Source organism: Pseudomonas sp. LBUM920 (genome assembly GCF_003852315.1).
In the GTDB taxonomy this organism is placed as follows: domain Bacteria; phylum Pseudomonadota; class Gammaproteobacteria; order Pseudomonadales; family Pseudomonadaceae; genus Aquipseudomonas.
This window is the reverse complement of sequence record NZ_CP027762.1, coordinates 4307528-4332385: the sequence shown is the minus strand read 5'-3', so window position 1 is coordinate 4332385 and position 24858 is coordinate 4307528. Positions and strand designations below refer to the sequence as shown.

Annotated in this window: 18 protein-coding genes; 8 read left to right on the top strand and 10 right to left on the bottom strand. The window is 61.8% G+C overall.

Annotated features, from left to right (window positions below; genetic code table 11):
- Positions 1–748: 748 nt before the first annotated feature.
- The 7 genes from C4J83_RS19925 (at position 749) to C4J83_RS19895 (ending at position 9470) form a co-directional block, all read left to right on the top strand.
- A complete protein-coding gene (locus C4J83_RS19925) occupies positions 749–3142 on the top strand; it encodes a TonB-dependent receptor plug domain-containing protein (protein ID WP_124418007.1) in 2394 nt (797 codons plus the stop codon).
- A gap of 25 nt (positions 3143–3167) precedes the next feature.
- On the top strand, positions 3168–4139 hold the full coding sequence (locus C4J83_RS19920) for an amino acid ABC transporter permease (protein ID WP_106578952.1): 972 nt from the start codon (positions 3168–3170) through the stop codon (positions 4137–4139).
- Positions 4132–4905: an amino acid ABC transporter ATP-binding protein gene (locus C4J83_RS19915; RefSeq protein ID WP_106578951.1), complete on the top strand. Its 774-nt coding sequence runs from the start codon at positions 4132–4134 to the stop codon at positions 4903–4905. The genes C4J83_RS19920 and C4J83_RS19915 overlap by 8 nt, the downstream gene beginning before the upstream one ends.
- A 17-nt stretch (positions 4906–4922) precedes the next feature.
- Positions 4923–5846 (top strand): ABC transporter substrate-binding protein, encoded by a 924-nt coding sequence (locus C4J83_RS19910; RefSeq protein WP_106578950.1) that lies wholly within the window; start codon positions 4923–4925, stop codon positions 5844–5846.
- A gap of 11 nt (positions 5847–5857) precedes the next feature.
- Positions 5858–7441, top strand: a complete 1584-nt coding sequence (locus C4J83_RS19905; RefSeq protein WP_124418006.1) for a flavin monoamine oxidase family protein — start codon at positions 5858–5860, stop codon at positions 7439–7441.
- An 11-nt stretch (positions 7442–7452) separates the two neighbouring features.
- Positions 7453–7887: a RidA family protein gene (locus tag C4J83_RS19900; RefSeq protein WP_124418005.1), complete on the top strand. Its 435-nt coding sequence runs from the start codon at positions 7453–7455 to the stop codon at positions 7885–7887.
- 224 nt (positions 7888–8111) lie between these two features.
- The gene (locus C4J83_RS19895) at positions 8112–9470 is read left to right on the top strand and encodes an LLM class flavin-dependent oxidoreductase (RefSeq protein ID WP_124418004.1); all 1359 of its coding nucleotides are present in this window, start codon (positions 8112–8114) and stop codon (positions 9468–9470) included.
- A 4-nt stretch (positions 9471–9474) separates the two neighbouring features.
- On the opposite strand, the gene C4J83_RS19890 is transcribed toward C4J83_RS19895, so the two are convergent.
- On the bottom strand, positions 9475–10044 hold the full coding sequence (locus C4J83_RS19890; RefSeq protein WP_256660611.1) for a hypothetical protein: 570 nt from the start codon (positions 10042–10044) through the stop codon (positions 9475–9477).
- A complete protein-coding gene (gene ssp4 / locus C4J83_RS19885; RefSeq protein WP_124418003.1) occupies positions 10041–10955 on the bottom strand; it encodes an Ssp4 family T6SS effector in 915 nt (304 codons plus the stop codon). The genes C4J83_RS19890 and ssp4 overlap by 4 nt, the downstream gene beginning before the upstream one ends.
- A gap of 185 nt (positions 10956–11140) precedes the next feature.
- Here ssp4 and C4J83_RS19880 point away from each other — a divergent pair, with 185 nt between their 5' ends.
- Positions 11141–11629, top strand: a complete 489-nt coding sequence (locus C4J83_RS19880; RefSeq protein WP_124418002.1) for an Hcp family type VI secretion system effector — start codon at positions 11141–11143, stop codon at positions 11627–11629.
- A 15-nt stretch (positions 11630–11644) separates the two neighbouring features.
- On the opposite strand, the gene C4J83_RS19875 is transcribed toward C4J83_RS19880, so the two are convergent.
- The 8 genes from C4J83_RS19875 to C4J83_RS19840 all read right to left on the bottom strand — a co-directional run bounded on the left by C4J83_RS19875 (position 11645) and on the right by C4J83_RS19840 (position 24805).
- Entirely contained in the window at positions 11645–12481 is an 837-nt protein-coding gene (locus tag C4J83_RS19875) for a 5'-nucleotidase, lipoprotein e(P4) family (RefSeq protein ID WP_124418001.1), read from the bottom strand.
- Positions 12482–12692: 211 nt separating this feature from the next.
- Entirely contained in the window at positions 12693–15203 is a 2511-nt protein-coding gene (locus C4J83_RS19870; protein ID WP_124418000.1) for a fimbria/pilus outer membrane usher protein, read from the bottom strand.
- 85 nt (positions 15204–15288) lie between these two features.
- Entirely contained in the window at positions 15289–16020 is a 732-nt protein-coding gene (locus C4J83_RS19865; protein ID WP_124417999.1) for a fimbrial biogenesis chaperone, read from the bottom strand.
- Between the two features lie 78 nt (positions 16021–16098).
- Positions 16099–16701, bottom strand: a complete 603-nt coding sequence (locus tag C4J83_RS19860; protein ID WP_106578940.1) for a fimbrial protein — start codon at positions 16699–16701, stop codon at positions 16099–16101.
- A 194-nt stretch (positions 16702–16895) separates the two neighbouring features.
- Positions 16896–17543 carry a response regulator gene (locus tag C4J83_RS19855; protein WP_053257033.1) on the bottom strand — a complete coding sequence of 216 codons (648 nt, stop codon included), beginning with the start codon at positions 17541–17543 and terminating at the stop codon, positions 16896–16898.
- 23 nt (positions 17544–17566) lie between these two features.
- A complete protein-coding gene (locus C4J83_RS19850) occupies positions 17567–20743 on the bottom strand; it encodes a hybrid sensor histidine kinase/response regulator (RefSeq protein ID WP_124417998.1) in 3177 nt (1058 codons plus the stop codon).
- An 83-nt stretch (positions 20744–20826) separates the two neighbouring features.
- Positions 20827–22020 (bottom strand): response regulator cyclic di-GMP phosphodiesterase PvrR, encoded by a 1194-nt coding sequence (gene pvrR, locus C4J83_RS19845; RefSeq protein WP_106578938.1) that lies wholly within the window; start codon positions 22018–22020, stop codon positions 20827–20829.
- The gene (locus tag C4J83_RS19840; protein WP_124417997.1) at positions 22007–24805 is read right to left on the bottom strand and encodes an ATP-binding protein; all 2799 of its coding nucleotides are present in this window, start codon (positions 24803–24805) and stop codon (positions 22007–22009) included. Before C4J83_RS19840 ends, pvrR begins: the two co-directional genes overlap by 14 nt.
- Positions 24806–24858: the final 53 nt, after the last annotated feature.

Below are 24858 nucleotides of genomic sequence, written 5' to 3'. Positions count from 1 at the left end.
GCCCAACACGGCTAAACCGGCGTCCCGACGGTTTACCCACGGTCCAAAACCTGCGTGAGGCCAGCGTGGTTTAACGGGGCGCCTGAGATCAAAGTCAAAAGCAGATCAAGATCAAAAGCAGAGCACGGCGGCCTGGTAGCCGACCTGAGTGGTAGAAGCAAAAGCATAGCAACCCATCTTTGTCTGATGCACAGAGCTCCAAGTGTGGGAGCTGGCTTGCCTGCGATGGCATCAACCGGGTATGGCTGATACACCGGGTTGTCTGCATCGCAGGCCAGCCAGCTCCCACATTTGGTCGAGTGCAGCCTCCAGGGTCAGGTCGGCTGTCAGGTTGCCGTGCTGTAGATTTTGATCTTGGGCGCTCCGTTAAACCACGCTGGCAACCCGCGCCTGATCTCAAGAAGACATTACCAATACGAATAAAATTATTAATAAATAATGAAAGTAGAGAATATTAGCTTATACCCAAATAGCATTATATTTTTGAAATCCATTCCGTTATGTTTGATCGCAACAGCCTACCCCTGACCTCGGATGGTACCCAGCGTGATTCAGATTCTGCGCGCCATAAACGGGTAAAGACCCGGCGGCAGAATCGTTGGAACGGAGTTCAACGTATGTTGCCCATTCAAACCCCTCGCTCGCCCCACACCTAGTTTCCAATCGCCGAAACACCCTCGAAAAATCCGAGCACCGCGCACGACCGCGCGAGCGCCCGACTTCGCGATCTGGAAAGTCTGGAGTGGCCATGAAGCACGTTTTACACCCCACCGCCGCACTGGCGCTGGCCTTACTGACACACACGGCCCAGGCCCAGGACGACAGCACCCTGTCCACCGTGGTGGTCACCGGCAACCGTGGCGCCGAGCAGCGCACCGTCACCAGCAGCCCGGTGCCAATCGATGTCGTCAGCGCCAAGCAACTGCAAAGCACCGGCAAGCCCGGTTTGATGGAAGCCCTGAGCGCGGTGATCCCGTCGCTGACCCTGCCGGAAAAAACCGGTTGGGACGCCAGCGGCATTGCCCGCGCCCCGAACCTGCGCGGCCTGAGTGCCGCCGAAGTGCTGGTGCTGGTCAACGGCAAACGCCGTCACACCAGCGCCACCTTGAACATCAACGGCATCAACACCGGCGCCGCACCGGCCGACCTCGACCTGATCCCGATCAGCGCCATCGACCACGTTGAAGTGCTGCGTGATGGCGCTGCCGCCCAATACGGCTCGGACGCCATCGCCGGGGTGATCAACGTGATCCTCAAGGCCGACACCAGCGGCACCGCTGTGACCAACATCGGCCAGGGCTACGACGGCAAAAAACAGACCGTGCAGCAAAGCCTCAACAAGGGTTTCGAAATCGGCGACGGCGGCATCGTGCAGTTGGCCCTGGATGCACGCAGCCAGAATGACGACAACAAGGCCAGCGCCAACGGTTACACCTACGAGCAAGCCTATGGCCTGGCGGGCACGTCCACTTATGGCGGTTACGGCACGCCCAAGACCAACCTGCTCACCCTGGGCTACAACGCCGAGCTGCCGATTGATGACAGTTTGAGCCTGTATTCCTTCACCACTTACTCGCGACGCAAGGCCGAGCAAGGCCAGAACTTCCGCTTGCCGACCATCACCAACACCATCACCACCGGGCCCAATGGTTACCCGGCCGGCTACACGCCGACCTGGTACATCGATGAGGATGATTTCCAGGCCGCGTTCGGCGGCAAGGGCACGGTCGGCGCGTGGGACTGGGATTTGTCCACCACCTATGGACGCAACGAAGCGGAGCAGGGCACCACCCACAACCAGAACCCGTCTCTGGGCGAGTACACGCCCAACAGCTTCACCTCCGGCACCTGGATTTCCACCGAGCTGACCACCAACCTCGACTTCAAGCGCGGCTTCGACATTGGCCTGCAAAAGCCGCTGGACCTGTCTTATGGCTTTGAGCATCGGCGCGACACCTATGAGGTGCAGGCCGGTGACTACGCCTCCTATGCCAATGGCGGTTACTGCGTGGCGCCGGGCAATTGCGCGTCTTCCGGGGCGCAGGTCACCAACGGCATTTCACCGGCTGAAGAAAGCAGTGCCTCGCGCAACAGCCTTGCCAGCTATGTGGATGTTGGGTTCAACCCGCTGCCGGACTGGTACGTGGGCACCGCGTTTCGCTATGAGCATTACAACGAAGGCGTCGGCGCGACCCGCAGCGGCAAGCTGACCACGCGCTACGATTTCACCCCGCAGTTCGCCGTGCGCGCTACGGTCAGCAATGGTTTTCGCGCGCCGTCCCTGGCCAATAGCCTGTTCAGCGCGCGCTCCACGACCTATGGCGTGGTCGACGGCGTGTATCAATCGATCAACTACGGCGTGTTGCCCGTGGGGTCGGCGGCGGCCAAGGCCTTGGGCGCCGAGGGCTTGAAACCCGAGCGCTCGACCAACTTCAGCCTCGGTTTCACCCTCACGCCCACCGACCGCTTGAACTTCACCGCCGACGCCTACGTGATCAACCTGCGTGACCGCATCACCCTGACCGGCACCTTGCTCGGCCCGGAAGTCACCCAGGTCTTGCAGAACAACGGCATCAACTCCACCTCCGGCGGCCAGTACTTCATCAACGGCGCCGACACCCGCACCAAAGGCGTGGACCTGGTCAGCAACTACAACCAGGACATCGGCCCGTACGGCTCGCTGAAGTGGACGGCGGCGTTCAACTGGAACCAGACCAAGATCCTCAACTACAAGGCGTCCACTGACATCCTTGGCACCTCCTATGACCTGATGGACCGCCAGGCCCGCGGCCTGATCACCGATGTGCAGCCCAAGACCAAGCTGATCCTGGGCGGTGACTGGAGCATCGACCGCTTCAACCTCAACCTGGCCCTGACCCGTTACGGCTCGTACAAAGAGGTCAACGTCTCCGCCGACCGCAGCCTCGACCGGGTCTACAGCGCCAAGTGGATCACCGACCTCGACCTTGGCTACAACCTCACCAAAGACCTGAACGTCGCCGTCGGCGCCAAGAACCTGTTCGACCAATACCCCAAAAAACAAGGCGTGCCGAGCAGCACCATGCTCGCCAGCTACGGCACGTATTCGCCCTACGGTTTTACCGGCGGGTACTACTACACCCGGCTGACTTACGCCTTCTAAGGCCGCAACCCGCGAGGAATAGACCATGCCCATTGTCGCCAAAACCTATGACCTGATCGATGAGGTCACCGACTACCCGGTTCGCCAGGCGCGTGTCGCAACGCCGATCAAAGCCTTGCACGTAGTGCCGGCCCGACACCCGTGGCGCTGGGCCGGGTCGATTTTCGCCGCGCTGGTACTGCTCGCCATCGTGCATTCGCTGGCCACCAACCCGCGTTGGGAGTGGGGCGTATTCGGCCAGTGGTTCTTCTCGCCGTCGGTGCTGCGCGGCCTGGGCCAGACGCTGTTGCTGACATTGCTCAGCACCGTGTTCAGCATCATCCTCGGCACTGCCTTGGCCCTGGCGCGGCTGTCGGGCTCGCCGCTGCTGGCGGCGTTGGCCTGGGGCTATATCTGGTTTTTCCGCTCGATGCCGGCGCTGCTGGTGCTGATCATCCTCTACAACTTTGCCTACCTGTATGACCACATCGTGCTCGGCGTGCCGTTCACCGGCGTGGTGTTCGCCGAATGGTCGACGGTGGATGTGCTCAGTCAATTCACCGTGGCGGTGTTGGGCCTGAGCCTGATGCAAGCGGCCTACGCGGCAGAGATCATTCGCGGCGGCTTGATCGGCGTAGATGCCGGCCAGCATGAAGCGGCGGCGGCCTTGGGTTTGCCGGCTTCGCGCCGTATCTTTCGCATCATTCTGCCCCAGGCCTTGCGCTCGATTCTGCCCTCGGGTTTCAACGAAATCATCGGCCTCGTCAAGGGCACCTCCATCGTCTACGTGCTGGCCTTGCCGGAGCTGTTCTACACCGTGCAGGTCATCTACAACCGCACCCAGGCGGTGATCCCGCTGCTGATCGTGGCCACCGTGTGGTACCTGATCATCACCACCGTGCTGACCAGCGCCCAGTACTACGTCGAGCGCCACTTCGCGCGTGGCACCGCACGCGTGTTGCCGCCGACACCGCTGCAACGCATCCGCCGCTGGCTCAAGGAGAAAACCCATGAGTGACGCACGCGCGGGGCGCATCCAGATCCAGGGCGTGGGCAAGCGCTTTGGCAACCAGCAGGTGCTCAAAGACATCGACCTGACCATCGACCCGGGCAAGGTCACGGTGATTCTCGGGCCGTCCGGCTCGGGCAAATCCACCTTGCTGCGCACCATCAACCACCTGGAGAAGATCGACAGCGGGCACATCACCATCGACGGTGAATACGTCGGTTACCGCCGCAAGGGTGACCTGCTCTACGAATTGAAAGAGCGCGAGATTCTTAAACGCCGTATCGACGTGGGCTTCGTGTTCCAGAACTTCAACCTGTTCCCGCACCTCACCGCCTGGGAAAACATCGCCGAAGCGCCGCTGGCGCACAAGCGCTGGAGCAGGGCCGAGGCGCAGGCCAAGGCGTCCGAACTGCTGGCCAAGGTCGGCCTGGCAGACAAGGTCGATGCCTACCCACGCCAGCTCTCCGGCGGCCAGCAACAGCGCGTGGCCATCGCCCGTGCCCTGGCGCTGGACCCCAAGGTGCTGCTGTTTGACGAACCCACTTCAGCCCTCGACCCGGAACTGGTGGGCGAAGTGCTCGATGTGATCAAGGGCCTGACCCAACTGGGCGTGACCCTGGTGATCGTCACCCACGAGATCGGTTTCGCCCGCGAGGTGGCCGACCACGTGGTGTTTCTGTGCGACGGCCAATTGATCGAAGAGGGCCCGCCCGAACAGATTTTCCGCCAACCCCGACATCCCCGCACCGTGGCCTTTCTCGGCAAGGTGCTTTAGTTCAAGGAGTGACTGCCATGTTCATCCATACCGCTCGCGTGGCCTTGCTGGCGCTAGCCGTCAGCACCGCGCAAACCGCTTTCGCCGTGCAACAGGTCGACCTCAGCCCTGACCGCGTGCGCATTCATGTGCCGCGCAACGAAGCGGCCATCGCGCAGATTCCGCCGGGCTTCAAGTTTGCCCAGCCGGGCAAGTTCACCGTGGCCGTGTCCGGCGTGGCCGGGCCACCGCTGGCGCTGCTGGCCAATGACGACAAGACCACCATCGGCAGCGAGGCCGACACCGCGCAGCTGGTCGCCGACAGTCTTGGCCTGCAACTCAACGTGGTGCAGACCAGTTGGGAAGATTGGCCGCTGGGTGTCAGCTCGGGCAAATACGACGCGGTGATCAGCAACGTCACCGTGACCGAAGCACGCAAGAAGCGTTTTGACTTCGCCACGTATCGCCAGGATGTGCTGGGGTTTTACGTCAAGAGCACCAGCAAGATCACCGAGATCAAACAAGCCTCCGACATTGCCGGGCTGAAGATCATCGTCGGCTCCGGCACTAACCAGGAAAAGGTCCTGCTGGCGTGGAACGAGGCGAATGAAAAGGCTGGCATCAAACCTGCGCTGTTGCAGTACTTCGACGACCAGGCCGCCGCGCAGCTGGCGGTGCAATCGGGGCGCAGCGATGCGCTGTTCGGGCCCAACTCGGTGTACGCCTATTCGGCGGCCATCACCGGCGGCATCAAGCTGGTCGGCACGGTGAATGGTGGCTGGCCGTTGAAGGCGGATATCGCCGTGACCACCCGCAAGGACAACGGCCTGGTCCAGCCGATTCACACGGCACTTGAAGGCGCGATTGCCGGTGGCCAATACGAACAGGTGCTGCAACGTTGGGGCCTGGACATCGAGCGCGTCGACACGTCGCTGATCAACCCACCGGGCCTGCCGGACTAGGAGCATCGATCATGGGACTGACACGACGTGAAGCGCTGTCGAGCATCGCCGCAGTCGGCGGCGAGCCGGCCGTCAAGGATGCACTCGCAGCACTGGGCCTGGGGCCGTCGTCGCACCGACGCCCACAGCCGCTGAAACTCAAGCCCGGCCTGGGGCAGGGCACCCGCGTGCTGGTGCTGGGCGCCGGCATTGCCGGGCTGGTCACTGCGCTGGAACTGACCCGCGCCGGGTTCAGTGTGCAAGTGCTGGAGGCGCGCGATCGCGTCGGCGGGCGCACCTGGACCCTGCGCCATGGCGACCGCGTGGACTACAAGGACGGCCGCACGCAAACCGTGGCATTCGATCAGGGCCTGTATTTCAACGCCGGCCCGGCCAGGATTCCCAGCCAGCACCGTACGATTCTGGATTACTGCAGCGAGCTGGGCGTACCGCTCGAAGTGCTGGTCAACAGCAGCCATGGCGCCCAGGTGCGCCCGGACCTGCAACAGCCGGCATTCACCGTTGGCCAGGCGATCAACGATACGCGCGGGCACTTGTCCGGCTTGCTGGCCAAGGCCGTGCAGCGCGATGCGCTCGATGATGTGTTGAGCAACGAAGAGCGCACGCGCTTGCTGGCGTTTTTGCAGGTGTACGGCGACCTGTCGCAAGCGCTGGCCTATGAAGGCAGCCTGCGCGCCGGTCACCTGGAATCGCCTGCGCACCCCGGCGCATTGCCCGCCACGCGAAGCCCGCTGGCACTGGATCGGCTGCTGCATCCCGAGCTGTGGGGCGCGTTATTGCACACGGAGTTCCCTGAGTTTTCGGCGACCATGTTCCAACCGGTGGGCGGCATGGACCGCATCACCGAGGCCTTTTACCAGCGCGTCAGCGAACACGTGCAATTGGGCGCGCAGGTCAGGCAAATCCGCCAGCTGGAACACGGCGTGGCAGTGACTTATCACGACCAGCACAGTGGCCGCGAACAGGTGGTGCGCGCCGACTATCTGGTCTCGACGTTGCCGCTGCCGCTGCTGGCCAAACTCGATACTGATTTCAGCGACCCGATCAAGGCCGCGTTGCTCAGCACCCGCAGCGACCAGGCCACCAAAGTGGCGTGGCAATCGCCGCGCTTCTGGGAAACCGACTACCGCACCTACGGCGGCCTGTCCTGGATCGAACACCCGGCGCGCCTGCTCTGGTACCCGAGCAACGACCTCAACACCCGCGAAGGGTTGCTGGTGGCCGGTTACGTGACCGGGGAGGGCGCCGACGTGTTTGGCGCGCAGCCGTTCGATCAGCAGTACGCCACCTCCAGGGAGGCCGTGGAGCTGTTGCATCCGGGTTACTCAAAACACCTGCGCAACCCGCTGGCCGTGTCCTGGGAACAGATCCCCTACAGCGAAGGCCCGTGGCTGCGACGCGAACACTTCCCCGCCGACGCCAGCGCCTTGCTCGAACAGGCCCATGGCCGCGTGTATTTCGCCGGGGACGGTCTGGTGCAAAGCGGCGTGGGCATCTGGCAGGAATCGGCGGCCAACTCGGCGCGCCATGTGGTTGCGCAACTGGCGGACCGCGTGACGCAACAAACACAGCGTGCGGCATTGGCCGCGTCTTAAGGAGCATCCTCATGAGCGACAGCATCCAACGTACCCGCGTCGGTGATTTTCCGATCTCGCAAACCGTGACTGTGCCGGCGTCTGCCAGCCTGATTTTCGTCAGCGGCACCTTGCCGGATCTTGCCGACGCCCAGGCCCCTGCGGGTACGCCAGCCGCGTACGGCAGCACCGAAGTGCAGACGGTGTCGGTGTTCAACAAACTGCGCAAAATCCTTCAACAACAAGACCTGGACCTGGGCGATATCGTGCAGTTGCGGGTTTTTCTGGTCGGTGCTGAAGAAACCGGTGGCAAGCTCGACTTTGCCGGGTTGCAGCGTGGTTATACGCAGTTCTTCGGCACGACCGAACAGCCGAACAAGCCGGCGCGCACCGCGTTGCAAGTGGTGGCGTTGCCCTTGCCGGGAGCGCTGGTGGAAGTTGAAGCCATTGCCGCCCGTACGGCCTGATTTTTGGGGTCTGCGCGGGTGTCGTGGCGAGCGGGGTTGCGCGCGTTGGGCTGCGTGGCGGCCCACCACAGGCACCGAGTTCATCCAGAGAGAACTGGGGCGAGAGGTGTTGGGGCCGCTTCGCAGCCCAACGCGGGGCAAGCCCGCTCGCCACAACAAGCCTGTTCGCCACAACAAGCGCGCTCGCCACAGTGATTCATGTTTATCCACGGAGGAGCATCAAAATGTCCACATCCCCCCGGCAACTCAAGTTCGGCGCCATTCTCACGGGCGTCGGCACGGCGCAAAACGAATGGCTGCACCCGCAAATCCCCGGCGATGCCAGTGTCGACATCGACTGGTATCGCGCCCAGGCGCAGCAGGCCGAAGCGGCGAAGTTCGACCTGGTGTTCATCGTCGACAGCCCCTACATCACCGCGGATTCGGCGCCGCACTTTCTCAACCGCCTGGAGCCGCTGACCCTGCTCTCGGCGGTGGCCGGTGCCACCTCGAAAATCGGCTTGGTCGCCACACTGACCACGTCCTACACCGAACCTTTCAACGTGGCGCGGCAGTTCGCCTCCCTGGACTTGATCAGTGGCGGCCGCGCCGGCTGGAACGTGGTGACCACCGGCCTGGAAGGCGCTGCCGGTAACTTCGGCCGTGAGCAGCATATCGACCACACCGAGCGCTATCGCCGGGCGGCTGAGCACTTGGAAGTGGTGCAAGGGCTGTGGGATTCCTACGAGGACGACGCCTTCGTGCGCGACAAAACCAGCAAGGTGTTCCTCGACCCCCAACGTCAGCATCGCCTGGACCACCACGGTGAGTTTTTCTCAGTCACCGGGCCGCTGAATATTGCCCGTTCGGCCCAAGGCCAACCGGTGATCTTCCAGGCCGGGATCTCCGAGTCCGGGCGCAGCCTGGCGGCGAACTACGCCGAAGGGGTTTTCGCCGGCGTGGGCAATTTTGAAGACGCCCAGGCCTACTACCGCGACATCAAACAACGCACTGCCGCCGCCGGGCGCAACCCCGACCACGTGACCATCCTGCCCGGCATCTCGCCGATCATTGCCGACACCGACGAACAGGCCCAGGCCATCGACCGTGAACGCAACGGCGAGCTGGACTTGCACAAGGCGCTGGTGCAATTGGGTCGGCCGTTCAACTACCACGACTTCACGCAGTACGCGCTGGATGAGCCGTTTCCTGACCTGGGTGACCTGGGCAGCAATGGCTATCGCGGGCATGCCGAGAACATCAAGCAAGTCGCCCGCGATCAAGGGCTGACCTTGCGCCAGGCGGCGCTGCGCTTCGCCAAGCCGTTCTCCAGTTTTGTCGGTTCACCCAAAACCGTGGCGGACGAGATCGAACGCTGGTTTGTCGAAGAGGCGGTGGACGGTTTCAATATCCACGTGGGCGCGCCGGAGGACTTTGCGCGCTTCACCGATCAAGTGTTGCCGTTGTTGCGTGATCGCGGGTTGTTTCGCACTGAGTACAGCCACAGCACCTTGCGCGGGCACTTGGGCTTGCCGGTGCCGGTAAATCGGTACACCGCGGCGCGCGCCGAGCCTGCGCCTGAGGTGTTGCAGGCAGTCGGATAGGGGATTACCACCATTTCCAGCGACCCTGTTTTTTCAGGGTCGCGATGATGGCTTCGCGTTTATGGCGGAGTTCTACCATCTTGTGACGGAGTTCGCGGCAGCGGTGGCTGTTGAGGATCAGTAGGCCGATCAAGGGGCAGAGGAGGGCTGTGGAGTAGAGGTAAATATTGGGGGCGTAGATGATTGAGGCCAGTGAGACCATAAAACAGATGCTGTATACGCCGACATGAATCCAGATCCAATGAATGTGACCGTACAGCACTCTAGCTTTGGCGATACCAAACACTACAGTGATTGCCAGCCAGGAAAAAAACCAATTTCGCAACGTTGTATCGTCCGGTGCACTGGAAAGATAGGTGACCAATACCAGCAAACCGGTCAGTGCAATTGAGAACCCGCCGGCAAGCATCCATCCAGCAATGACGGGTGTGTAGCGTTTGCGCAATAAACGAGGGTCTTCTAAGTAGAAAACTGAATAATGGAAGTTTTCTGCGCTCATGTTTTTCCAGTCAAGAGCGGGTTGATTGCTGTAACCCATTTTTTCCAGGGCTTTTTGAGCTCGCTGCTTTTTCACGGTCTGACTTCCTCGTAGATACCAATAGCGAGGGTCTTGACGTTCCCTGACATTGCGCTGCTGGTTATCCCCAGTATTCCCGCGCATGCATCCCTTATGTGAGTGGCTGTGGCACGTTGCATGTGTGTCGCACTGATGCGCTTGGAAGCGGTGCCAGCAGCTTGTTTCAACTTGAGTAGTTTCGTCGTCAGTCGCGGGTCGTTGATTCTGAGCAATTCATCGTTGATTTTTACCCGCTCTTGTCGCGTAAGCCCTTTGAGTATTTGTCTGAGGGGTTTACCCGTTACCCTGGTACTGACATTAATGGCTTTGACTGTCGTCAGGGCTGATGTTCCAATTCCAAGTAAAGCGACGCCATCCAGCACAGAGGTAGCGGCCTCATACCAAACCTCGTTGTCGAGACGATCAAGAATTTGCGGAGCAATCAACTCAGCGCCGGTTCTACCAACGCCGATAAAACATTGGGCGAGACTGGCTGCCAAGGCAGCCTGGCCAATAAACGTAATAGCCGTACTCGCTCCCGCTGAAAACGGTATTAACGCAATTCCACTCGAAACTACCATCCAGCTCAACAACGCACCCGTACAAGTGGCTGCCGTATTCAGCGCCTGCGCCACCAACCTCGACTCCCGAGGTTCATGCTCCAACATCCGCTTGAACTCCGCAGGCCCGACATAGCGAGGCGCCTCGCGCAACACCAGCTTCTTCGGCACCACGCTGCATACCGCCTGAAACTCACGCAGTATCACCACGTTGAACGTCTCATCGATGTACACCACGCCCGCGCCAATCAGCCCCGGGTCGGTATCAATGGCAAAAAACAGCCGACGCAAATCAATACTGCTTTCAATCCGCTGACGCGTGGTGCGGTGAGCCGAGGGGAAACCGTCTTTCAACAGGGACGCAGTCATCCTTAACGCCTGGTTTTTGTGGGAGTCGAGAGCGTAAAGACCAGCAGGCACCTATGAATGTCGGAAGGTTCGCCAATTCAAGTGGGGTGCGTCTCTATCCCGCTTTGGCGTCTTGCGTGCAGCGTGGTGGCTAAGAAAAAGTGCGCCCACGTCACTACCAACGCACACCAAGGCAGGGAGCAAACATGGCCGTCGATATGTTTTTGAAGCTGGGCGACATCAAGGGTGAGTCAAGGGATCAAGCCCATCGCGACGAGATCGATATCACCCACTGGGCGTGGGGAATGTCGCAGTCAGGTTCGATGCACAGCGGTACGGGCGGCGGTGCGGGCAAGGTCACTATTGCCAACTTGAACCTGACAAAGCCGCTGGATAAATCCAGCCCTAACCTGATGATGGCCTGCGCCAGCGGCAAGCATTATCCGGAGGCGAAACTGGTGGTGCGCAAGGCGGGAGGCGCGAGCCCGGTGGAGTATCTGGTGATCACCCTGAAGGAGGTCATGGTGGTGTCCTACAGCACGAGTGCTGAAAACGGCGCCGATGTACTGCACGACAGTTTCGCCTTGAATTTCGCCACCGTCGACGTCAGTTACCAACCGCAGAAAGCCGATGGCGGCAAGGACGGTGGGCCGGTGAAGTTTGGCTGGAACATCCGGCAGAACGTGAAAGCCTGAGCCCCAGCCAGCCCTTTATTCCTGCAACTGCAACGCCTGCTGCTTAAGTTGGCGTTTACGTTCAAACGGCAACTTCTCATCATCGCCATACGGCGCGCTGTACCAGTTGCCATAGCTCGGGTTCGGCAGCAAAAACCAGCGCTGCCCCAGCCAATTCACATACGGTGCGACGGCCTTGCGCTGGTCCGCGAGGGTGTTGTGTTCGGCCTGCACGAAGTCCCCCAGCGAATCGCCCGCCATCAATAAAACGCGGGCGTGGCTGGCGACCCATTGGCGGCGGCAATTTTTGCCATAACCGGCGCTTTCGCAATGGCCGGTCGGCGTGCTGGCGGCCAGCACTTGCTCGTCGCTGTCCACCGGGAAGCCGCGCAGGCGCAGGTTGGCGACCGTGGCCGCGACCTGGCTGTGTTCGCGGTTGGTGAGGTAGTAAACCTTGATGCCTTTTTGCTCGGCTGCTTGCAGGAACGCCACTGCACCCGGCAATGCCTGGGCCTTGGCCTGGTCGACCCAGGTGTTCCAGCGGTCGTAGGAGTAGACCTGATTATTGATGATGTCGCGGGCGTTGAGTGGCACGTTGTCGAGCAGGGTTTCGTCGATATCGACGACCACGGCCGGGGGCAGGCCAGTCAGGTTGCGCGGCGGGAACGGCAGGGCGTCCCAGGTAGGGTCGGCAAGGGCCACGTCGAGCTGGCGGGTGGCGTTGGCGAACAGCTGGCGGTAGATCAACTCGTGCTCGATGGAGGTCTGGGTCCAGAGCACGGCGTCGAGTTGGTCGTTGGCCGGTGGGGCTTGCTGGCAGCCCGCGAGGGCGGTGGTCAGCAGGCAAACGCCGGCGAAAATCAGGTTACGCATGGGCAAGTCTCGAAGAGGAGGGCGCATCGGCAGCACCTTAGCCTAAACACTGACCATAAGCTGTACCTCAACCCGAATGTAGGAGCGCGCTTGCTCGCGAAGGCGGAGTGTCAGTTGATGTATCTGGTGACTGACGCACTGCGTTCGCGCGCAAACCCGCTCCCACATTTGGATCTTCGAGAATCAGACAGCAAGGATGTGGATTGCCCCTTCAAGGCCCACACACCAACGCCTGGCGCTCATAGTTCAGCGCCTTGTTCTGCGGCGCCAACGCATAGCTTGCGCTGCATTGCTGATCGCCCCATTTGATGACCAGCGTGCCTTGATCCTCTTCCACCAACGCCAGCGCATTGCCATTTGGGTCTGCAATCGCCAGTTGCTTGCCGGCCGAGTCTTCCAGCGAAGCGCCGAACGACAGAGGCTTGTGCTGCGCATCAAACAACTCGAACAACACCCGGCGCCCGGTGGTGCCGCTGTAGTGCGCCACCACGATCGCGCCGCGGCGCGGCACCACTTGCTGGGTGGCGTTGGTGATTTCCACATTGCCGCCCAGGTCGCGGGTGTCCAGGCTCACCCAGTTCACCCGATAAGGCTGGGCATTGGGGATCACTGCATAGCCGTTATAGCCGGTCTCTACGCCGCTGTAGCTGCTGATCTTGGCGCCGGAAATGCCCGGCACTTCGGCCAGTGCGAACGTCTCACTGACCGTCTGCCCCAGGTTGATACCGCCCGCGTGAGCGACCACGGAGCCGGCGAGGTTGAGGTTCTGCGAGTTGTAACCCTGGCCCTGGCTGTAGCCCAGGCTCACATCGGCCACGGACGTCCGGCTGTTGATGTTCACCGAACCGGAATCCCCGCTGGTGTCACTGTGGCCGGCCTGCACCGAATAGAACGTGTCGCTGGTATCGGCGACGTAGCCATTGATGCCCGCCTGCGTGGTGGTGTCGCCGTGCTGCCGGCTGGTGGTGACAAACGCACGCGGCGCGCGGGCCTGGCTGCCCAGAGGGAACGAAATCGACAGGTTCAACTGCGTGTCGCTGCTCGGCTGACCCCAGGTGACGATCTGCTTGGTGCGCGTTACGCCGAGGTTGTAGCTCAGCTCGCCCCAGTTGCTGGTGTAGCCGGCCGAGAAGCTCTGCGAGCCGCCCCGATTCCAGTAGCGCTGGTCACTGGCATTCACGTACACGCTGCCAAATTCGTTGTTGCGCCCGATGCTCTGGTTGATGGTCAGGTCGGTGCGGGTTTTTGAGTGGCCGTTGCGCACACGCACATCCTGGCTGCTGTCTTCGACATGGTCGCTGAGGGTGCGATAGCCCTCGGTGGAGTAGCGGTAGGCGGCCAGGGTGAAGTTGGTGTCGGTGCCGGTGAAGGTTTTTGCATACAGCGCCCGCACGCTGCTGCCCTGGGTGGTTTTCCCCAGGGCCTTGCTCGAGGAGTGCGTGGTGTCCAGCGAGAAGGCGCCGAACGAGGTGTTCTTGCCGGCGCCAATGGACAGTGCGTTGTAGTCCTCGCTGGCCTGCAACCCGACAATCCCGCTGAGGTTGCTGGTCAGGCCGTACGCCAGGGTGCCGCTGAGAAAACGCGGGCTCGCCAGGCCATCGGCGTTGCTCTTGAAGGTACCCGCCGAGAGGCTGTACTTGACCTGGCCTTCACGCACCATGATCGGCAAGCTGGAAAACGCCTGCATCGTCACGCGGCGCGTCCCGTCGGCTTCGATCACGGTGATTTGCAGGTCGCCGTTGGAGCCGCTGGGGTAGATGTCGTTGATCTCGAACGGCCCCGGCGCAACGTTGGCGGTGTAGAGGATGTAGTCGTTCTGGCGGATTTCCACCGTCGCGTTGGTCTGCGCCACGCCACGGATCACCGGCGCATAACCGCGCTCGCTGTCGGCACGCATGCCGTCATCGGAGGCCAGCTTGAGGCCGCGATAACGCACGCTGTCGAACAGGTCGGTGTCGGAGAAGATCTCACCGGCGCTGAACTGGCCCTTGATCGCGGTCACGTCGTGCTGCAGGTAAGTACGGTTGCTGGTGTAGGTGTTCGAGCGCCCGGTGCCGCCGCTCAGGTTCGATTCATTGCGCAGGCGCCACGCGCCCAGGTTGATGCCGTTGCGCAGGCCGAGGTTATTCGAGAGGCGCGTTTTGTAGTCGCCGGCGGTGCGGCTGCTGTTGAGCTGGTAGTTGATAAACGCTGCGGGCACGCCGTCATCCCATAATTGCGGGTCGACGTAACCGCGCATGCCGCGCTGCATGGCCACCTGCGGAATGCTCGCCATCAGGCGCAGGCGGCTGCTGTCGTAACGCACGCTGGCCTCCTCGATCATCTCGGCCAGGGCGTAGCATTCCTGCGGGTGCTGCGGGTCGATGTCGCCTTCGGCCTGGAGGCGGTGCATGTCGATGCCCAGCTGCTTGAGCAGATCGAGGGTCAGGCAGGCTTCGACTCGGTCGTTTTTCGGGTTGCGCTTGAAGTCGATGTCGCGCCGGCCCACCAGCACTTCGTTGCTGTACAGGTCGACGCGGTAATTGCCCGGCAGCACGCTGTTGGCCGAGAGCAATTGCTGCAGGTCGACCGTCGACTGCGAGCCTTGCAGGAACGTGGTGTTGAAGGTTTGCGCAGTGTCCTCGGCCATCGCCCAGGCCGGCAGGCTGGCGGCAATCGCGAACGACAGCGTCTTCAACTTCAGTGCGCCACGCGCGGGCCTGTTACTGGAAAGAAAAGACATGCGAAGACCTGTGACATCCCTGATTGGCGAACAGGCGGGCACGCGAACACGCACGCAACGTGAGCCTGTGGGTTAGAGAAAGTGCTTAGGGGGTGAGGCGTGATTCGGTCGCGTGTGCAGCGATGCCCGAAAGTGGCGCGGTGTAATGATTCTGTGCGCCGTAGTCATTGATGCTGGAAAACGACAGTTGCACCGGGCCGGGCGCTGGCGCCGTCTTGAGCGCGAACTGTCTTTGCTCGCCGGGCGCGATCATGGTCGAGTCGCTCGCCAGTTGTGCCTGCACCTTAACGTCGGCCATGGACACGTGGTACAGCGTCGGGTTTTTCACCTGCAACAGCGTTTGCGCGCCGTGCTCGACCAATGCCCACTCCAACTGCGCAGGCGCCTGCAACGCACTGCCGGTCAGGCCGGCAGGGCGGAAAAAAATCTTGATGCGTTGGCGAATCGCCAACTGCAAGGTGTTCTCGGTCTCGCTGGCCTTGGGAATTTCCTGCACGTTCAACCACACCACCGACTCGCGGTCCGTGGGCATGCCTGTGCCTTCATACAGGATGCGCAGCAGTTGCTGTTCCTTGGCGAACACCCGGGCCAGTGGCGGGGTGACGGCAAACGGAGCACGGCTGCCGTTGGAATCATTCATGTCGACCCAGGACTGAATCAACACATCCTGGTTACCGTTGCGCACGGTGATATTGGCTTCTTTATGGTCGCCATCGAACACGATACGGGTGGCATTCAATGAAATGCTGGCGGCGGCCTGGGTAGCCATAAGCATGCCCAGCAGCCCCAGACATGCGGCAATAGAACGAGGCAGCATGAGGATTATCCGGTGTAATCAAAAAAGAGAATGGCGAGGCCGTGTGGCCTCGCGCGTTCGGTGCACGGGGCGCCGGGGTTACTCGTATTGCAGGATGAACGGCAGGGTGGCATCACCGCGACCGGCGGTGGATGCGCCGGCAGCGCCGGTGGTGACGTAGGCAGCTGCAAAGCTCAGGGTGGCGTCGCCGCCGGCAGTGCCGGTGCCGTGCATGGTGCTTTCGATGCGCGCAGTGGCCTGCGAGCTGAGGTCGATCAAGCTGCCATTGCTGTCGAGCAGGGCGATACCGACGTTTTTAGCCGAAGCGGAACCGGCGTTCAGCGCCAGTACGTTCTTGCCGGTCACCAGGCCCGAACCGCCGTTGTTGGCGTCAAAGATCATCGCTACTTTGGTGCCCTGGTTGCAGTTGACGTTCAGGTTGAAGTCTTTGGCAGTCACGCGGCCGGCGGTTGGGTTTTCCGCGGTGCCCATGTCTTTGATCGAAACGTTGCCCATGTCCACCGAAATAGTGCGATCGGAGTTGGCGCCGTCTACCGAGCAGGCGTCGTTGTTGATCACGCCGGTGAAGGTAATTTTACCGCTGCCGCCCAGGGTAGGCGTCGGTGCCGGATCATCGGCAAATGCACTGCCGGAGGCGGCGATAATGGCCGAGGCGATAACAGCCAGGGAAAACTTCTTCATGATGATGTCCGTAAGTGTTAGTTGGAAAATGCGGTTGTTGAACTGCGAGGAAAGAATAAGAGGGCAGGCGCTGCGAGCGAATAAGACGATTCTTATAAGCCGCGCAATAGACGGGTTAGTTGCACCGCAAGGCAGTTGTTGAGCCCGCAAACAGGGGGCCAAGCCATCGCCTGGGAATGGCTTGCACGGTGTGCTTAGTTGAAGATATTGCGCGCCAGGCAATAGGCGAGAAGGTCCTGGTCGCTGCTCACTTCAAGTTTGCGCATGGCCGATATTTTTTGTGCACTGATGGTCTTTGAACTACGGTTCTGGCTGCGCGCAATATCACTCACGCTCATGCCGGAAATAAACAACCGCAAGATCTCGAACTCTTTGGGTGACAAGCTGGTAAAGCGCTCGTCGATGGCCGTGAGGGTCTCGATCACCGAGGTCTTGGGCGGCTCCAGGCTGCGGTAGGCGCTCTGTTGCGCAATCGCCTTGAGCGCCAGTTGAATCTCGGTGTGCAACTGGCTTTTCTGGATGATGCCGACCACGCCCAGCTCCTGCAGACGCGTGAGGATCAGGTGGTTGGAAATCATGGTCAGGATCAAAATCTGCACCTGCGGAAAATGCCGCTTCAGGTATTCCACCAACTTCAGGCCATCGCCGTAGGGCGAGTCGCCGGGCATGTTGTAATCGGTGATCACGATATCGGCGCCCTGGCGCTGCAACAGTTCGATCAGGCCCGCCGAACACACCGCTTCACCCACGACTTGAAAGCGCGTGTCGCGCTCCACCAGTTCGCGTACCCCGAGCAGCACGATCGGGTGATCGTCCGCGATAACCACGTTGAATTTTTTCATAAAGGGCCGTCCGTAGTGCCAGTTCAAGTGAGGGAAGTGTGCCCGGGCTGGAGAGTGTCCAGGACGGCCGACAGTCGTTGCATCACCGCCTTCACCTTGAGCTCAAGCGTCGTGTCGAGGCTGCCGCGGTTCAGTGCGTTTTCCAGTTCGATGCAGGCCTGGGCCAGGGGGAGCGCCTGCACGGCGCCCAGCGCGCCTGAGGCCGAATGCAGCAGTTGGGCGAGCGCGCGCGCATCACGCTGCGCCAGTGCCGCGCCGAGTCGCTGCAAATCTTGCTGCACGCTGCTGATAAACAGCGGGCGCATCTTGTCCGACAGCTGCACGTGGTCGTCGAACGGCTCGGGCGGCGGTTCGACCGGCGCCTTGACCTTGCACAGCTTGACCAACTGCGCGCGCAGGGTTTGCAGGCTCAGGGGTTTGACGATCCAGGCGTTCATGCCGACCGCCAGGCAGCGCACGCCTTCCTCGCGCATGGCGTTGGCGGTCACGCCGATGATCGGCAATTGCGGGTCATGCGCCCTGAGCGTGCGGGCCAGATCATAACCATTCATCAAGGGCATGTTCACGTCGGTCAACACCAGGTCGAAGGCTTGCGGTTGCCACAACTGCAGTGCCTGCTCGCCATTGGCAGCCAGGGTCACCGAGCAGCCGAGTGCCTCCAGTTGTTCCTTGATGATCGCCTGATTGATCGGGTTGTCCTCGGCCACCAGGATGCGCAACCCAAGCTGCCCGGCACTTTGTGGCAGGGCCGCCGGCGGTTGCTCATGCTTGCCGTGCTGGGCCAGCGACACGGTGGTGGCGATAGCCCGTACGTCGTGCATGTCCACGACCCAGCCCTGTGCCGTATGCAGCGGCGGGCTGTGCGCGCCGGGCAGGCACAGCACGCGTTGCCCGGCCCAGTGGCGGGCGGGCTCGCTGGGCAGCAGATCGACCAGCACCGCCTGGCGGCTGTCCTGTTCCGGCGTGGGCGCCGCCGCCAGGGCCGCGGCAATGCCCAGGCGATTGAGCCAGTCACACAGCGACTGCGCCAACTCGCGTACCGGCGCCTGCACATACACAGGCGTCGCGCTGGGTTCGATCAGCGGCGGGTTGGTCAACGCACCGCTGCACAGCGGCAGGCGTATTTTCAGGGTGAAGCTGCTGCCCAGGCCGGGCTCGCTGACCACTTTGATCTCGCCGTCCATCATTTGCGCCAGCCAGCGGCAAATCGGCAGCCCCAGCCCGGCGCCGCCTTCGCTGGCGGTGTCGGGTGCCTGGTAAAACACATCGAACAGCTTGGCCTGCTGCGCCTCGGGGATGCCCACGCCGGAGTCGGTGACCTGCCATTCCAGGTTGACGTACTCGGCGTCGCGCGCCGTGACCCGGGCGCGGATCACCACGCGCCCGATGTCGGTGAATTTGAGCGCGTTGCTCACCAGGTTGTTGAGAATCTGGCGAATGCGCATCGGGTCGCCCAGTACGCTGTCGGGCAGCTGCGGGTCGATGCAACTGTAAAGCTGCAAGCCCTTGCGCTGGGCGAAGGCGGCGTAGGTGTGCAGGGTGTCTTCGAGCATGTCCAGCGGGCAGAACTCCACGGCTTCAATTGCCATTTGCCCGGACTCGATTTTCGACACGTCGAGCACGTCGCTGATCAGCTGGAACAGCGTCGCGGATGAGCGCTGTATGGTCTGCAGGTAGGTTTTCTGGTGCGGGTCCAGGTCGGTCAGGCCGAGCAGTTCCAGAGTGCCGAGCACGCCATACAACGGCGTGCGAATTTCATGGCTCATGGTCGCCAGGAACAGCGTCTTGGCCTCGTTGGCGGCATCGGCGGCGTGACGGGCGTCCTCCAACGCCTGGGCATCTTCGATATGCCGGGTGATGTCGTTGAATGCATACAGGCGTACGTCTTCGGCCTGGTAACGGGTGGAGACGAAGCCGATCTGCAGGTGGCGGCCTTCGATCTCCAGGTGCGTCTCGCCGCTCTCGGCGCTGTCATGCACACCGGTCAGCGCGGATACCAGCCGCGCGGTGCCTGGCCATTGCTGGGCACGCTGGTTCTCGATCAACACCTTGCCGTCACTGCGCCGCACCACGCACAGGCCGGTGGGCGCGGTGTCGATGATCACGCGGCTGAACGCCACGCTTTCGGCGATGCGTTCGTGCGCCAGGCGTGCGGGGTTGATCACCTGGCGCCGGTACCAGCGGCTACCGCCCCAGCACAGCGTAATCAGGGTGCCCAGCAACAGGGCCAGGCTGCTCAGCGGCCACAAGGCCGAATGGAAAAAGTGCGAGTAGTTCAGCCCATAGATTGCGCTCCAGGGCTGGTCGCCGCGTTGGGTGATCTTGAATTCGAAGCCGTCGGCCCTGAAGTGCACGCCATCGCTGAGCGGCACACCGACGTCTGGCCCGACCAGCCGGCTGCCGTCGGGGCCAATCAGGGTGAACCGGTCAAAGGCCGAGTGGTCCAGGGCGCGCTGCACATCGTCGACCTGCGCCACGTCGAGCAGGGTACCGACCACCGCCTGGCCCTGGCCGTCGAGGGGCAGGCCGATATAAGCCAGCAAGTGCGCAGGCGCAGGACCGGCCTGCCAGTACACGCGGTTCTGTTCCAGCGGCTGCGGCGTTTGGTCGAGGGTCTGTTGCACCGCGTTGACCAGCGCCACCAGGTTGCCAGTTTCCTCGGTACTTTCTCGACGCTGGTAGCCCACCGACGGAACGGTGATGGTGTAAGGCGTCTGGCGATTGAGCAGAAAGGTTTGTGGCGCTTCATAGGGCGAGGACGACCAGAAGGCGCTGTAATAGCTGGTGAGATGCGCGCCCAGGGCAAAAATCTGCGGGCGCGCGGCAGCGCTGATCTGCTGCTCGTCAAACTTGACGCTGAACGGCACCGAAAACGAATATTTCTGGCCTTCGTACAGCGTGCGGTGGTTGTCGACCATGCGGCTTTTGAGGCTGACCTGAACGTTGGTGGCACGCAACAGTTCGGCCTGGATGCCCGGGTGCGTCAGACTCTTGAGGTACGACTCCTGCTCCGACAGGTTCTCCATCAGGCGCGCAAAATGAAAGCGCGTGGCGCCGTAACGGGTTTCGACCCCGCGCTGCAGTGACCAGTAATTGGTCAGCACCAACAGCAACGCGATTCCGAGCAGCACCATCAGGCCTTTGTTCAGGCGCGACGAGCTGCGGGTGAAGGCTTCGAGGACCGCGTTGTTGTGCTTCATCAGAGGTTTCCGCAGGCGCAGGATAAATCGGCACAGGATGGAGCTTACTCCTTACTATCGAACAGATAATCCGCGGCCGCCAGCTAGTGAGATGTCGCGGGGCCATCATTGTTCAGAAGTTGTTGAAATTGTTCGGAAGAGACCGCGTGAGAAATCAGGAAACCCTGCACCTGATTGCAGTCGACCTTGCGCAGCAGCGCCAGTTGCTGCGGGGTTTCCACCCCTTCGGCCACCACGGTGAGACCCAGTTTGCGGCCCAGCGCGATGATGCTTGCCAGGGCCTGGGCCATGCCCTCGTTGTCGTGGCAGCCCTGCACCAGTGCCTGGTCGATCTTCAATTCGGTAAACGGTGTGGAGACCAGGTTCAGGTACGAGCTGTAGCCCTTGCCGAAATCGTCCTGGGACAGGCCGAAGCCCTTGATGCGCAGGCGGCAGGCGCCGGCGTAGAAGTTGCTGATGTCCTGGGGCACCGAGCATTCCATCAGCTCGAAGCAGATCATTCCGGGAATGCCGTCGTGGTGCAGCACGAATTCCAGCAAGCGGTCGGCCAGGTCATGGCTGTTGAGCAGGTGCGTGGGCAAGTTGATCGACACCGGTATTTCGTAGCCACGCTGGCGCCAGCGTTCCTGGGCGTGGATCGCCTGTTTGAGCACCACCCACAACAATCGCTCCTCCAGCTCGAATGCCTTGATCGCCGGCAGGAACGCGGCGGGCAGCATCACGCCTTGCTCGGGGTGCATCCAGCGCACCAGGGCTTCGGCGGCGACGATGCGGCCGTTGGCGAGGGATTTTTTCGGTTGGAACCAGGCCTGCAGTTGGCCGCTGCTCATGGCGTGCACCAGGGTGTGGCGGTCGATGTCCAGGTGTTCGGGCAATTCGGGGGAGGGCTTGCGCACGGTGTTCCTGAGCTGGTCGACGAGGCTGCGCAGGGCGTCGGCGGCGACCGGTTTGGAGATCAGCCCGATCACTTCCACATCGAGGTTTTTTGCCACCAGGCTGGCCGCCATCAGCATGCGCCGCGACGCCGCGCTCATGATCGCCAGCGCCGGCTTGCAGCGCAGGCTGGCCAGACACTGGATAAACTGCACGCCGTCCATGCCGGGCATCAGCAGGTCGGTCAGTACCAGGTCGAAATCGCGCTGGCGCAGACGCTCCAGCGCTTCTTTACCGTCCTCGGCGGTTTCGAGCATGAAATCCCCCAACTCACTGAGCAGGTGCTGCAGGTAGATGTGCTGCAGGGGATGGTCCTCAACAATCAAAATACTAAGGGGCTTCATGGGTGATCCGTGCATAAGGCGCCAGGGAGTTGAATAGAGCCCGCAACGCAAAGGGTTTGACCAGGCAATGGTTCATGCCGGCGGCCAGGCACAGGTCGGCCTCGCCGCGCATGGCGTTGGCGGTGGCCCCGATAATCGGCAACGGGCAGCCCTGACGACGCAGTTCGCGCGCCAGTTCGTAGCCGTTGATGTGGGGCATGTTCACGTCCGTCAGCACCACGTCGAAGTTGCCGGCGGTGTACAGCTGCAACGCTTCCTGACCATCGGCCGCCAGCTCCACGGTGCAGCCGAGCTCTTCGAGTTGGTCACGCAAAATCAGCTGGTTGATGATGTTGTCCTCGGCCACCAGCAGGTGCAGGTTGAGTTTGTTCAAGTCACGCTGACGCGTCTGCTCACCGGCGCGGGCCACCCACAGCCCCTGGGCCTGGCTCACGGCCTGATGAACAGCGCCCAAGTGGTTGAGGTTGACGTGCCAGGCGCCGGCCTCGGCCTCCAGCGCGGTGCAGGCATGGCTGCTGACGTGAATCACCGGGCCCGGCCACTCGGGCGCCAGCAATGGATCGACGCTGCCGGGATGCACTTGCAGCAGCAGATGGCTTTCCGGCAGCGTCGGCAGCCCGGTCTGAGCGCGTGCACCCCAGCGGCGCAGCCAGCCGCTGATCGAGTGCGCCAGTTCCGGGATGGGCGACACCACGTAGATCGTCTCGGCCAGCAACGGAGTCATCGGTGGCGTCGGCGCTTCTTCCAGCGGCAGGATCAGGCTGAAGCTGCTGCCCAGGCCCAGTTCGCTGACCATGCGGATATTGCCGTTCATCAATTCGGTGAGGCGCTGGCAGATCGGCAGGCCCAGGCCGGTGCCGGCAACCACGTTAGTGTTGCCTTCGCTCTGGTAGAAGGGCTCGAAAATCATCGCCTGGTCTTCCTGGGCGATGCCTTTGCCGGTGTCCGAGACTTGCCACAACACACTGGAGCGCTCGCCATCGCGGCCAAGCACTTTGACGCGCAGCACCACGCGCCCGTAGTCGGTGAACTTCACGGCGTTGTTGAGCAGGTTGTTGAGGATCTGGCGGATGCGTGTCACGTCGCCGATCAGCCGTTCCGGCAACTTCGGGTCGAAGCAGGCATACAGCTGCAAACCTTTGCCCTGGGCGGCCGCGGCGTAGCCCTGGATGATTTCGTGGACCAGGTCCAGCGGCGAAAACTCGCTCATTTCCAAAGCCAGCTGCCCGGCCTCGATCTTCGACACGTCGAGCACGTCGCAGATCAGTTGCAGCAAGGTCGAAGACGAACCTTCGATGGCGTGCAGATAGTCTTTCTGCTGGGCGTCCAGTTGTGTGCGCGCCAGCAATTCCAGGGTGCCGAGCACGCCGTACAGCGGCGTGCGGATTTCATGGCTCATGGTCGCCAGGAACAAGGTCTTGGCGGCGTTGGCAGCGTCTGCCGACTGCCGCGCTTCTTCCAGCGCCGCTTCCACCTGTTTGCGTGCGCTGATATCGCTGAAGGCGCAAAACAACACGTCCTCGCCCCTGTAACGGGTCGGCGCGCTGCTCAGGTACAGGTGACGGCCGTCGATGGTTTCAAAGTAATCGCTGCGTTCGGACGGTTCACCGGCGTAGGCCTGCGCGATCCAACCGGCGCGCAACGCCTCGCGCTCCGGGCCGTGGCCCAGCCATTGCTGGGCGAGGGTGTTTTCCAGCACCACCTGGCCGTCGGTGCGGCGCAGTACGCACAGGGCGACAGGCGCGGTCTGGATTACGTCGCGGCCAAACGCCTCGCTTTCGATCAGTGCCTGGATGCGGTGAATCGAGGGAATGATGAAGCGCTGGTCGACGCGGCGCATCACCAGCCAGATCAGCGTCAGGCTGAACAGGCAGAACAGCAGCGAACCCAGTAGCTGTTTCCACAAGCCGGTGACCACGGCGCGCAAGTCAATGGAATACATCAACTGCCAGTCCGAGGATTTCAGGTGCTTGCGGATCACCAGGTGATCGGGCAGCAAGCCGTTGCCGACAAAGCCGAAGAAGCTGTCTTCCTTGGGCTTGAGGTGTTGCTGGCGCATCTGCGTGTCGTCGCTGTTGGTAAATACCAGCATGCCCTGGGAGTTGAGCATCATGAACTCGCCGGCGCTCTGGTCGCTGAGGGCCTGGGACACTTCTCGGCTTTCCATTTCCAGTCCCAGCCAGCCGGAAGTGGGGTCTTGGCGATCCAGACGGATGAATATGTACAGGTGCGAATGGTGTTCGGTGCGGTCGCTCAGCCACAACTCGTTAAGGGTGGACGGATCGCTGTGCTGCAAGGCCTTGAGGCGGTTGAGCATGCACTTGGAAATCGGCAGGACGTGCGCGGTCGCGTCATACACCCGTGTCACCTGCGGGGTAGGGCCGGCGTTTACATACAGCAGGTTGAGTTGCTTGGCCTTGAGGTAGTCGCGCAGGCGTGCCGTCAGCCAGATGCTCCACTGGTTGCCCGGCGTGTCGCCCAGCTGCACATGCTCTTCTTCGGGAGAGGAGGGGTAAATCCTTGACTGCTTGCGCACCGCCGAGAGGCTGAGACTTTCAAGCAGCGCCTCGCGGTTGGTGAAAAACGTATGGGCTTCGGCGATGGCGCTGCTCATGTAGCCACGGCGTTGGGAAATATCGTTATTGAAGGTGGACAACAGAAAGGTGTACACGCCGCTGAGGATGCCGATGAGCAGCACGGTCGCGAAAATACGAAGCAGCCTTCTGGCTGCTTCGGGTCGGGAGAGGACGGGGTTGATCTGGAGCAGATAACTTTTCAATCGCATCGGCGGACTTTAAGCGTCGGCCGTGCCGCGTGGCATAAGACGATCCTTAAAAA

What these genes read in the sequence shown, in the direction of transcription:
- C4J83_RS19855 (WP_053257033.1), bottom strand. Translation starts at nt 17,543, where the DNA reads ATGAAAAAATTCAACGTGGTTATCGCGGACGATCACCCGATCGTGCTG.
- C4J83_RS19905 (WP_124418006.1), top strand. Translation starts at nt 5,858, where the DNA reads ATGGGACTGACACGACGTGAAGCGCTGTCGAGCATCGCCGCAGTCGGC.
- C4J83_RS19865 (WP_124417999.1), bottom strand. Translation starts at nt 16,020, where the DNA reads ATGCTGCCTCGTTCTATTGCCGCATGTCTGGGGCTGCTGGGCATGCTT.
- C4J83_RS19895 (WP_124418004.1), top strand. Translation starts at nt 8,112, where the DNA reads ATGTCCACATCCCCCCGGCAACTCAAGTTCGGCGCCATTCTCACGGGC.
- pvrR (WP_106578938.1), bottom strand. Translation starts at nt 22,020, where the DNA reads ATGAAGCCCCTTAGTATTTTGATTGTTGAGGACCATCCCCTGCAGCAC.
- C4J83_RS19875 (WP_124418001.1), bottom strand. Translation starts at nt 12,481, where the DNA reads ATGCGTAACCTGATTTTCGCCGGCGTTTGCCTGCTGACCACCGCCCTC.
- C4J83_RS19900 (WP_124418005.1), top strand. Translation starts at nt 7,453, where the DNA reads ATGAGCGACAGCATCCAACGTACCCGCGTCGGTGATTTTCCGATCTCG.
- C4J83_RS19925 (WP_124418007.1), top strand. Translation starts at nt 749, where the DNA reads ATGAAGCACGTTTTACACCCCACCGCCGCACTGGCGCTGGCCTTACTG.
- C4J83_RS19860 (WP_106578940.1), bottom strand. Translation starts at nt 16,701, where the DNA reads ATGAAGAAGTTTTCCCTGGCTGTTATCGCCTCGGCCATTATCGCCGCC.
- C4J83_RS19850 (WP_124417998.1), bottom strand. Translation starts at nt 20,743, where the DNA reads ATGAAGCACAACAACGCGGTCCTCGAAGCCTTCACCCGCAGCTCGTCG.
- C4J83_RS19910 (WP_106578950.1), top strand. Translation starts at nt 4,923, where the DNA reads ATGTTCATCCATACCGCTCGCGTGGCCTTGCTGGCGCTAGCCGTCAGC.
- C4J83_RS19880 (WP_124418002.1), top strand. Translation starts at nt 11,141, where the DNA reads ATGGCCGTCGATATGTTTTTGAAGCTGGGCGACATCAAGGGTGAGTCA.
- C4J83_RS19915 (WP_106578951.1), top strand. Translation starts at nt 4,132, where the DNA reads ATGAGTGACGCACGCGCGGGGCGCATCCAGATCCAGGGCGTGGGCAAG.
- C4J83_RS19920 (WP_106578952.1), top strand. Translation starts at nt 3,168, where the DNA reads ATGCCCATTGTCGCCAAAACCTATGACCTGATCGATGAGGTCACCGAC.
- ssp4 (WP_124418003.1), bottom strand. Translation starts at nt 10,955, where the DNA reads ATGACTGCGTCCCTGTTGAAAGACGGTTTCCCCTCGGCTCACCGCACC.
- C4J83_RS19870 (WP_124418000.1), bottom strand. Translation starts at nt 15,203, where the DNA reads ATGTCTTTTCTTTCCAGTAACAGGCCCGCGCGTGGCGCACTGAAGTTG.
- C4J83_RS19840 (WP_124417997.1), bottom strand. Translation starts at nt 24,805, where the DNA reads ATGCGATTGAAAAGTTATCTGCTCCAGATCAACCCCGTCCTCTCCCGA.